Consider the following 10,198-nt stretch of genomic DNA (forward strand, 5'->3'; position numbering starts at 1 on the left):
CACCAACAGGTATCGCCCTGTACCCTCCCGGTGTTCCCCATTCACCGCCGACATCGAGGATTGACCGGGTGGACTCCACCGAGCTCCGAATTGCCGCCGTGGTGCCATGCCACAACGAGGAGGCTTCGGTCGCCAAGGTCGTCGCCGACCTGCAGGCCGCCGTGCCGGGAATCGTCGTCTACGTCTACGACAACCTCAGCACCGACGGGACCGCCGAGCGGGCCCGCGAGGCTGGTGCGATCGTGCGCCATGAGCGCACCAAGGGCAAGGGCAATGTGGTGCGCCGCGCCTTCGCCGATATCGAGGCCGATATCTATCTGATGATCGACGGCGACGACACCTACGAGGCGTCGGCCGCGCCGCTGATGATCAAGACGCTCCTCGATGGTCCCTACGACCATGTGCTCGGCGTCCGTAAGCAGGACGAGGGTGCGTCGGCGTACCGCTCCGGCCACGAGACCGGTAACAAGGTGCTCAACGGCGTGGTCGGAAAGGTGTTCGGCGAGAACGTCGAAGATATGCTCAGCGGATTCCGGGTGTTCTCGCGCCGGTTCGTGAAGAGCTTTCCTGCCGTTTCGCGCGAATTCGAGATCGAAACCGAGCTGACCGTGCATTCCCTGCATCTGCGGGTGCCGCGGACCGCGGTTCCGGTCGGCTTCCGCGATCGGCCCGCGGGCAGTGAGAGCAAGCTGCGCACCTACCACGACGGATTCAAGATCCTCGCGCTGATCATCGGCTTGGCCAGACATGAGCGGCCGGTCGCGTTCTATGGCTTGTTCGGCACGCTGAGCTGGCTGGTCTCGATCATCCTGACCATTCCGATCGTCGTCGAGTTCTACAACACCCATGAGGTGCCCCGGTTCCCGACGCTGTTCCTCGGTTTCACCCTGCTGCTGCTCGGCAGCCTGGCCTGGACCGCTGGTCTGATCCTGGATGGCATCCGGCGCTCTCGGCACGAGGCCGCCCGGCTGGTCTACCTGCGCTACTCGGCAGTCGGCGCGGATGACGCGCATGGTGGTGGTGCGCGCCGCGGTGGAGCCGAGCGTTGACCGCCTCGGCGGATCGAACCGCAACCGCAGCGACTTCCGAACCGAAGCCGACCGCGGCCGGCAATGTCGCCGCGGCGGCACCCGAATCCGCTGCCGCCGAACCTGATTCGAGCGGACCGAATCCGGCCGCGACCAATGCGGCGGGCAATCTCGGACGCCGGATCGTGGCCCGTTTCGGCGCGGCGACGGTCGCCTTCACCATCGTCGCCACGGTCTTCGGCGCACTGTTCGCCTGGATCACCCCGCCGTTCTGGGGCCACGATGAAATCACCCAGTTCGGCCGTGCGTACCAGGTCGCGCACGGTGGCTTCGCGCCGCAGCGGATCCACGACGATCGCGGCATCGCCTATGGCGGTGATGTGCCGATCAGCATCACCCAGTTGATGGGCTACGCGCTGCACGACTACACCACCAATCCGGAAGAGCCGGATCCGATGGTGGCCGATCCCGGCAGCTACGCCCGGATGGAGGGCGCCGCGGTTTCGAAGGCCGAGGAGCCGGTCTGGTTCACCAATACCGCCGCCTACTCGCCCGTGCCGTACATCCCTGCGACCGTTGGCATTCGGGTCGCGGAGCTGTTCGGGCTGAATGTCGGCGCCATGCTGCTGCTGACCCGCCTCGCGGGCCTGGCCGTCTACCTCGCTCTGGTCGGTTTCGGCCTGTGGGCCCTGCGCGCACACCGGGTGCAGTGGCTGGTATTCACCGTCGCCGTGCTGCCGATCGCGATCTTCCAGGCGGGCACGATTACCGCCGACACGATGACCAACGCACTGGCCATTCTGGTTTCGGCCCTGCTGGTCAAGGCGCTGTTCCTGGGTGACGGCCTCGGCCGCACGGAGACGGCGGCACTGTTGGGCGCGACCCTGCTGCTGCCGGTCAGCAAGCCGACCTATGTCCTGCTCGCCATGCTCGTGGTGCTGGTGCCGACGTCTCGGTTCGCCTTCGGCGGCGCGTCCGGCTGGAAGCGGTTCATCCCATGGGGTTTCGCCGCAACCGGCGCGCTGGCCTTCGCGGGCTGGATGAAGATCGCCGCACCGACCGGCGACGGAATGGGCCTGATGCGGCCACAGCACCAATGGAATTCGGTGCGTCCGGGCGATCAGCTGCACGGAATCCTCACCGACCCGGTGAATTTCGTGAACACCTTCGGCGAGAGCATCGCACTGCGCGATCAGCGGTGGTTCAGCCAGTTCTTCGGTGAACTCGGCTTCGCCTACATCGACGTTCCCGCGTTATCGATGCTGACCTGCCTGCTCGCCTTCGCGGTCAGCGTCGGTATCGCGGATCGGATGAATACCGCGACCGCCACCTTCCGGCGCACGCTGATCGTCGCACTGACGATGCTCGCCAGCGTCGCGATGATCTATGTGACGCTGTACATGTCGTTCACACCGGTCGGCTACTACATCATCGACGGCGTCCAAGGGCGGTACTTCGTGCCATTGGCGATCGTCGCACTGGTGGTGCTGCTGCGTTGGATGCCGTTGCGGCTCACCGATGTCCGCGGCCAGACCCCGACCAAGGGTCCGGCCATCGCCGTCATCGGGGCAACACTGGTCGCGCTGATCGCCGCGCTCTGGAAGTACTACTCGATCGTCTGGGGCTGACCCGGCCCTCTGGTGTCGAGGGCGGTTTCGCCCGCCTCGGCGTAGGCGCGCTCGGTCGTGGCTTTGGCCGGCCGCCACCAGGATTCGTTGTCGCGGTACCACTGAATGGTCGCGGCGAGTCCGGCACCGAAGTCGGAATAGCGTGGCGTCCAACCGAGCTCGGTGCGCAGTAGCGTCGCATCGATCGCATAGCGCTGATCGTGACCCGCCCGGTCGGTGACGTGATCGAAATCGTCCGGATCGCGGTCGAAGGCCGCGAGGATCATCCGCACCACGGACTTGTTGTCGAGTTCACCGTCCGCGCCGATCAGATAGGTCTGCCCGATTCGCCCGCGCTGCAGGATGTCCCACACCGCGCGGTTGTGATCGTCGACGTGGATCCAGTCGCGCACCTGATGTCCGGTGCCGTAGAGCCGCGGCCGCACACCGTCGATGAGGTTGGTGATCTGGCGCGGGATGAACTTCTCCACATGCTGATACGGCCCATAGTTGTTGCTGCAGTTGGAGATTGTCGCGCGGACGCCGAACGAGCGGGTCCAGGCGCGCACCAGCAGATCGCTCGAGGCCTTGGTGGCCGAGTAGGGGCTGGACGGGTTGTAGGGGGTGTTCTCGTCGAACGCGGACCCGTCCGGCGCGAGATCGCCGTAGACCTCGTCGGTGGAGACATGGTGGTAGCGCACGTCGTGGCGGCGCACCGCTTGCAGCAGCGAGTAGGTACCGACAATATTGGTCTGCACGAACGGCCAGGGTTCGGCGAGGGAGTTGTCGTTATGCGATTCGGCGGCGAAGTGGACCACGGCGTCGACACCCGAGACGAGCTCGTCGACCAGATCCAGATCGGCGATATCACCGTGCACGAAGTCGATGCGGTCGGCCACCGGCTCGAGCGAGGCCCGGTTTCCCGCGTAGGTCAAAGCGTCAAGGACGGTTACGGTGGCGTCGGGACACTCGGCCACGGTCTGTTGGACGAAATTCGCACCGATGAACCCGGCCCCGCCGGTTACGAGCAGTCGCACCCCATGACCTTACGTCGCCCGCGCGGCCCGCTGCGGCCGGATCCGTTCGGCCGTACTCACCTGCGCCACCAGGGTTAAATCTGTGATGTTCATCACGCTGCACGAACGTAAAGGAAAAGACGCGTGTTCAGTTCTTTCTGAAAGGCCATGGTCAGCGTGCACATTTCAAATAACCCACCAAGATGCGAGTCACGATGGTGAACAAAATTTGAATTAACGGTCACAACCGGTTCACCACGCGTTAGCTGGTCTAGATTTCGATCGTCTAGTCCCCTTCGAACGCTTCACATCGAGGTCCAAAACAAAATGCTGATGAGGAAATTTGCCGCGACTTCGGCCCTGCTGATCGCCGCCATGGGCATCACCGCAGGAACCGTCCACGCGGAACCGGCGGAGTCCGCCGACGCCCCGATCAACTTCACCGCGAACTCGACCGATACCCAGTCGGTCATCTCGATCGACTCCGGCTCGCTGGTGGTCGAGGACAACGCCCTCAAGATCAAGGCCGCCAACGGCACCACCGTCGCGGGCACCCCGCTCACTTTCCGCCTCGACGAGTTCGAATTCCCGATCGTCGCGGATATCGCCGACCACACCGCCACCCTCACCCCGCAGCTCGACATGGCGAAGGCCACCTACAAGCCGGTCGCCCTGCCGTACGAGGACAAGGCTCCCTGGAAGAACGAGTACGACCGTGAGCAGGCCGCCTTCAACCGCATGAAGGACACCATCGCCATGGGCGCCACCGTCGGCACCCTGGTCGGTGGCCTCGGCGGCGGGGCGGTCGGCTGTGTGCTCGGTGGTATCGCGGGCGCGACCATCGCCGCCGGCACTATCGCCGGTCTGTTCGGTCCGTTCATCCCGGCGGCAGCCGTCGGCTGCCTTGTGGGAATCGCCGGTGTCGGTGCGCTCGGCACCCTGGCCGGTCAGATCCTGATCACGGCTCCGGTCGCGATCGGTGCGGCGATCCAGTACTTCACCACCATCAACCAGCCGTTCGTCGCGCCGGCACCGGCGAAGTAAGTCGGACGACGGCTCCACACAACTGAAAACGAGCCCAGGAAACCCCGCCCGTCATCGATCGGGCGGGGTTTCCGCTGCTCATCGCCGTTCGACCGAAATGGCCGGGCGGCATCTGCGCGTGCGATACAGCCGGGATATAAGCGGGGCGCGGAGTATCTTCAACCTCGAAAAGGTGAACAAAAGGTAAATCGAATTGAACGCTGAATAGCGATCCGCGTGCACTCCACAAGCGAATTCTCCGAATAGCAGATGGGAACTCTCGGCGCGATTTCTTACAAAAAGAACCCCGCACCGGACAGCCGCCGAAGGGCGAGGTCCGGGTGCGGGGTTCGCGACTCGTCCGGCCGATCCAGGTCACGCCGTCCGAGCCCGCTGCGGCTGCTCGAGGCGGGCGCGCACGAACCGCGAGACCCGCGCCAGCGCCATTCTGCTCTCGGGCAGATTCGGGGCGATCGCCATGAACGCATGCACCTGCCCACGCCAGATCTCCAGCGCGTTAGGCACACCGGCCGCGGTCAGCCTGCGGGCCATGAGTTCGCAGTCATAGCGCAGCACTTCGTCTTCGGCGGTGATCAGCAGTACCGGCGGCAGACTCGCCAAGGCACCGTTGACCGGCGACGCCAGCGGATCCAACACCCCGTCCACCTCGGCGCCGATCCGCACCACCGCCTCCAGCGCGGACAGCGGCAGATAGGGATCGCGCGCGACATTCATATAGTCACGCTTGGCGGCGTAATCCAGATCGAGCAGTGGACTCAGCCCGATCAGCCCGCCCGGCGACGCCAGCCCGGACTCGATCGCGCGCAGTGCGGTCGCGAAGGCGAGGAACCCGCCCGCCGAATCGCCCGCGAACATGATCCTGGCCGGGTCCGCACCGTGCCGCAGCAGCCAGCGGTAGGCGGTCAGGCAGTCCTCGATCGCAGCGGCGACACTGTTCCCGGGCAATTGGCGGTAGTCGACATTGACCACCGGCAGCCCAGTGCGCCGGGCCAGGCTGGCCGCGATCGGGCGATGGGTGCCGAGACCGCAGATAGCGAAGCCGCCACCGTGCAGGTACAGCACCGCGCCGTGCCGCAGAGCGCGCGAACCTCCCGACGGACGCAGGATCTCCATCCGAAAACCGTTCAGCACCACCTGTTCCCGATCGACACCGCGTGGCAGTGGCCGTAGCCGCGCCAGCCCATCGATCGCCGCGGCTCCGATCGGAATGGTCGTCCGGCTCACCGGAACCATCCGCAGCACCGGCCGCACCGCACCGAGGCAGGTCGCCAGCAGCAGTCGGGCCGATGCGCTCGGACCATCCGGATTCATCAACAGACCGGGATCACCCGCGTCGAATTCACTCTCGCCGATCGCCACCATCGCGCACCTACCTCACCACTGGCGCGCCGAATCCGACCGAACGGTTCTCCAGGCGAGAGTCGACGCTGACATCTCACACACAGGCATTTCAGAACACCATGTGCACGTGACCTACGCAACACATATCGCCCGCCGCGCCGGATAACCAAACGTTCGTGATCAATTTGTAGGCGAGTCGCAACTCCCCCGAAGCCCAGCCTCGCCGACGCCGAGTGCGATACGCCTGGCAGACTCGGGGACCATGCGCGGAATCATCTTGGCCGGCGGCACCGGATCCCGGTTGCATCCGATCACGCGCGGGGTGAGCAAACAGCTGGTCCCGGTCTATGACAAACCGATGGTCTACTACCCGCTGTCGACGCTCATGCTGGCGGGCATCAGAGACATCCTGGTGATCACCACCCCGGAGGACGCCGACACGTTCGCCCGCCTACTCGGCGACGGCTCGCAGTTCGGCGTCTCGATCACCTATGTCGTGCAACCGGAACCGGACGGACTCGCCACAGCGTTCGTCCTCGGCGCCGAGCACATCGGCGGCGACAGCGCCGCACTGGTGCTCGGCGACAATATCTTCCACGGACCGGGACTCGGCACCAGCCTGGAACGCTTCACCGCGATCGACGGCGGCGCGGTCTTCGCGTACTGGGTCTCGGATCCGACCGCCTATGGCGTCGTCGAATTCACCGAGGGCCGAGCGGTTTCGATCGAGGAGAAGCCCAAGGTGCCGCGGTCCAACTACGCCATCCCCGGGCTGTACTTCTATGACAACGATGTCGTGGAGATCGCGCGCGGGCTGCGACCATCGGCGCGCGGCGAATACGAGATCACCGATATCAATCGCGCCTATCTGGAACAGGGTCGGCTGCAGGTCGATGTACTCGCCCGCGGTACCGCCTGGCTGGATACCGGAACCTTCGATTCGCTGCTGGACGCCGCCAACTACGTGCGCACCATCGAACAGCGGCAGGGCCTGAAAATCGGTGTGCCGGAAGAGGTCGCGTGGCGGCAGGGCTTTATCGACGACGAACAGCTGTGCGCGCTGGCCGAACCGATGGTTCGCTCCGGCTACGGGACTTACCTGCTCGATCTGCTCGAGCGCGGACGGGATTGGTGAGCGATGGAGTTCCGTGAACTCGCCGTGCCGGGGGCATGGGTGATCACCCCGCGCCAGTTCGGCGACGAGCGCGGCATGTTCTGCGAATCGTTCAAGGCCTCGGAATTCGAGAAGGTGACCGGTCGGCCGTTCGATCTGCGTCAGGTCAACTGCTCGGTCTCGGCGGCCGGGGTGCTGCGCGGCATCCACTACACCGAGGATCCGCCGGGGCAAGCCAAGTATGTGACCTGTGTGCGCGGTGCGTTCCTCGATGTCGTTGTCGATCTGCGGCCCGGGTCACCCACCTATGGACGCTGGGACAGCGTGGTACTCGACGATGTCGATCGGCGCTCGATGTACCTGTCCGAGGGCCTCGGCCACGCGATCCTGTCGCTGGCGGACCACTCCACCGTCACCTATCTCTGTTCGATCGAGTACACGCCCGAATTCGACCGGGATATCGATGCCTTCGATCCCCGGCTGGGCATCGAATGGCCGAAGGTCGGCCTGGACGGTCAGCCGCTGACGTATACCCGGTCCCCGAAAGACGCCGCCGCTGCGCCCTTCTCAGAAAACACCGAACGTCACCGCCCCCGATGAGGGAGGGAGCGGTGACGTTCGACTTACGTCGGCCGGAGGGGATTCAGCCGACGAGCTCCAATTCCGGCTCCTGCGCCCGCGCCTTGGCGCGCTTGGGCAGGTAGGCCGTCAGTGCGATCAGCGCGCCGACAATGGCCACACCCGCGGCGAATTCCAGTCCGGGCCGGAAGTTGTCGAGCACCGCGGACGGCGTGCTCGCGTGGTGGTCGCCCGAGGAGATGATCGCGGTATTCACCGCGAGCACGATGGCCGCGCCGACCTGCATGGAGGTCTGCAGCACACCGGCCGCCAGCCCCTGCTCATCGTCATCGATGCCGTTGGTCGCCTGAATATTGATGGCGGGGAAGCCGACCCAGCCGATGCCGATCAGCAGTACCGCCGGCAGGATCATCGTCGGATACGACGGGGTGGTGTCCAGCCGCAGGAACAGCAGGTAGCCGATGGCCATCACGACCATGGTGATCGCGATGATCGGTCCGGTGCCGAACCGGTCGACGAGCTTGTCGGAGAAGAATGCCGACCCGACGACCAGCAGACCGACCGGAAGCAGCGCCATGGCCAGCTTCAGCGGCGACCAGCCCAGTGCGTCCTGCAGGTACAGGGTCACGATGAACTGCCAGCTGAAGTATGAACCCGCCACCGCGATGATCGCGAGGCTGGCCCGGACCAGCGTCACCTTGCGCAGGATGCCGAGGCGAATCAGCGGGTACCTGACCTTCTTCTCCACCGCGACGAATCCGGCGAACAGCACCGCGGCGCCGACGAATGAACCGATGGTGCGCGCCGAACCCCAGCCCACCTCGGGCGCGGCAACCACGGTGTAGACCAGCAGCAACATGCCCACGGTGGACAGCAGTGCGCCGAGGATGTCGTGTCCGCCCTCCTCGGCGGCCTCGTCCTTGGGGATCAGCACCCAGGCCGCGGCCAATGCGGCAAGCGCGATCGGCACCGGAAGCAGGAAGGTCCAGCGCCAGCCGAAGCCGGTCATCAGACCGCCGAACAGCAGGCCCATGGAGTAGCCGCCCGCACCGAACACGGTGTAGATGGACAGCGCCTTATTGCGGGCCGGGCCCTCGGCGAAGTTGGTGGTGATGATGGACAGACCGGTCGGGGCGGTGAACGCCGCGGCCAGGCCCTTGATGAAGCGGGTCAGGATCAGCAGCGGACCGGACGTCACCAGACCGCCCGCCAGCGAAGCCACCGCGAAGACTGCCAGTGCGATCAGGAAGACCTTGCGCCGCCCGAGCAGATCGGCGGTGCGACCGCCCAGCAGCAGCAGGCTGCCGTAACCGAGCACATAGCCGCTGACCAACCACTGCAGGGTTCCAGTCGACAGATCCAATTCGGCGCCGATGGACGGCAGCGCCACGCCGATCATCGAAACGTCGAGACCATCGAGGAACAGCACGATGCAGAGGGTGATCAGCATGCCCCAGAGCCGAGTGGACCATCTGATCGGATCGGTCGCCGTCGCGGCCGAAACGGTTGCTGCAGAAGTCATGGGCGGAACATTACATGCGTCGACATTAAATGCCAACACATTTAATGCGCTTGCATGGTCCTGTGCGGAGCACTAGGATGGGGCCATGTCGAAGCCGTCGACAACACGATTACCGGGGCGCAATGTGGCGCCCACCGGGTTGGTCGCCGAGTGGCGTGAGCTGCTCGACCGACACGCCGCCGTGAGCTGTGCGCTCGAGAAGGAGCTACAGGGCAAGCACGATATCGGCCTCAGCGAATTCGAGACGCTGGACCGACTGGTCGATGCTGCCTGCGGCGACTATCGGATGACCGATCTGGCCAGCGACATCTACCTGAGCCAGAGCGCCCTCTCCCGCGCGGTGGCGCGACTGGAGCGCGACGGCCTGGTTACCCGCAGCATGTGCGCCGAGGATCGACGCGCGATCTTCGTATGTCTGACCGAGAAGGGTCGCGAGGTTTACGACTCGGCACAGCCGACGCATCGCGAGGTGCTCGAGCGGACCTGGGGTAGCCGGCAGGGCTGCTGACGCGCTAGCCGCGTAGCGATCCGTGTTTCCCGACCACGACGGAGCGAGTCTCACAGGCGAGGAGTTCACGGCCCGCATCGCGACCGCGCGAAGCCGCGACCATCGACTCAGCCGAGTCGTCGAAGCACACCCGATAGGGCACGAATCTAGACACGCGCACACCAGGTCCGAACCATCCGCCATCACCGACCCCTCCACGGAGCGAGTCTCGACGGGCGAGGAGTTCGCGGCCCGCATCGCGTCCGCGCGAAGGCACGGCCATCGACTCAGCCGACTCGTCGAAGCACAGGCGCGAATCTCGACACCCGCGCACCAGGTGCCGAACGCCCCGCCCCAACCGACCACCACGGAGCGAGTCTTACGAGCGACCCGTTCGCGGCCCGTCTCGCGTCCGAGTCGTCGAAGCGCATGCGACGAAGTCGCGAGTCTCGACGGCTCG

General features: G+C 65.4%; 9 protein-coding genes. 6 read left to right on the forward strand and 3 right to left on the reverse strand.

The window, feature by feature from the left end; all coding sequences use genetic code 11:
- Positions 1–68 precede the first annotated feature (68 nt).
- Together AB0J29_RS28530 and AB0J29_RS28535 are read left to right on the forward strand one after the other, a co-directional pair.
- The gene (locus AB0J29_RS28530) at positions 69–1,049 is read left to right on the forward strand and encodes a glycosyltransferase (RefSeq protein WP_364792863.1); all 981 of its coding nucleotides are present in this window, start codon (positions 69–71) and stop codon (positions 1,047–1,049) included.
- On the forward strand, positions 1,046–2,656 hold the full coding sequence (locus AB0J29_RS28535) for a DUF2142 domain-containing protein (RefSeq protein WP_364792866.1): 1,611 nt from the start codon (positions 1,046–1,048) through the stop codon (positions 2,654–2,656). The genes AB0J29_RS28530 and AB0J29_RS28535 overlap by 4 nt, the downstream gene beginning before the upstream one ends.
- Here AB0J29_RS28535 and rfbB read toward each other — a convergent pair.
- On the reverse strand, positions 2,635–3,672 hold the full coding sequence (rfbB, locus tag AB0J29_RS28540; RefSeq protein WP_364792869.1) for a dTDP-glucose 4,6-dehydratase: 1,038 nt from the start codon (positions 3,670–3,672) through the stop codon (positions 2,635–2,637). The two genes, AB0J29_RS28535 and rfbB, sit on opposite strands and share 22 nt — an antisense overlap.
- A gap of 306 nt (positions 3,673–3,978) precedes the next feature.
- Between rfbB and AB0J29_RS28545 the strand changes: the two genes are divergently transcribed.
- A complete protein-coding gene (locus AB0J29_RS28545; protein ID WP_364792872.1) occupies positions 3,979–4,695 on the forward strand; it encodes a hypothetical protein in 717 nt (238 codons plus the stop codon).
- Positions 4,696–5,049: 354 nt separating this feature from the next.
- On the opposite strand, the gene AB0J29_RS28550 is transcribed toward AB0J29_RS28545, so the two are convergent.
- A complete protein-coding gene (locus AB0J29_RS28550; RefSeq protein WP_364792875.1) occupies positions 5,050–6,057 on the reverse strand; it encodes an alpha/beta hydrolase in 1,008 nt (335 codons plus the stop codon).
- Between the two features lie 241 nt (positions 6,058–6,298).
- Between AB0J29_RS28550 and rfbA the strand changes: the two genes are divergently transcribed.
- Together rfbA and rfbC are read left to right on the forward strand one after the other, a co-directional pair.
- Positions 6,299–7,171 (forward strand): glucose-1-phosphate thymidylyltransferase RfbA, encoded by an 873-nt coding sequence (gene rfbA / locus AB0J29_RS28555; RefSeq protein ID WP_364792878.1) that lies wholly within the window; start codon positions 6,299–6,301, stop codon positions 7,169–7,171.
- 3 nt (positions 7,172–7,174) lie between these two features.
- Positions 7,175–7,750, forward strand: coding sequence for a dTDP-4-dehydrorhamnose 3,5-epimerase (rfbC, locus tag AB0J29_RS28560; protein ID WP_364792881.1), 576 nt, complete (start codon positions 7,175–7,177; stop codon positions 7,748–7,750).
- Between the two features lie 43 nt (positions 7,751–7,793).
- Here rfbC and AB0J29_RS28565 read toward each other — a convergent pair whose 3' ends face one another.
- Entirely contained in the window at positions 7,794–9,251 is a 1,458-nt protein-coding gene (locus AB0J29_RS28565; protein ID WP_364792884.1) for an MFS transporter, read from the reverse strand.
- Between the two features lie 85 nt (positions 9,252–9,336).
- Between AB0J29_RS28565 and AB0J29_RS28570 the strand changes: the two genes are divergently transcribed.
- The gene (locus AB0J29_RS28570) at positions 9,337–9,759 is read left to right on the forward strand and encodes a MarR family transcriptional regulator (protein WP_364792887.1); all 423 of its coding nucleotides are present in this window, start codon (positions 9,337–9,339) and stop codon (positions 9,757–9,759) included.
- The last annotated feature ends 439 nt before the right edge of the window (positions 9,760–10,198 follow it).

It is taken from the genome of Nocardia sp. NPDC049707, from assembly GCF_040674855.1.
GTDB lineage: Bacteria > Actinomycetota > Actinomycetes > Mycobacteriales > Mycobacteriaceae > Nocardia.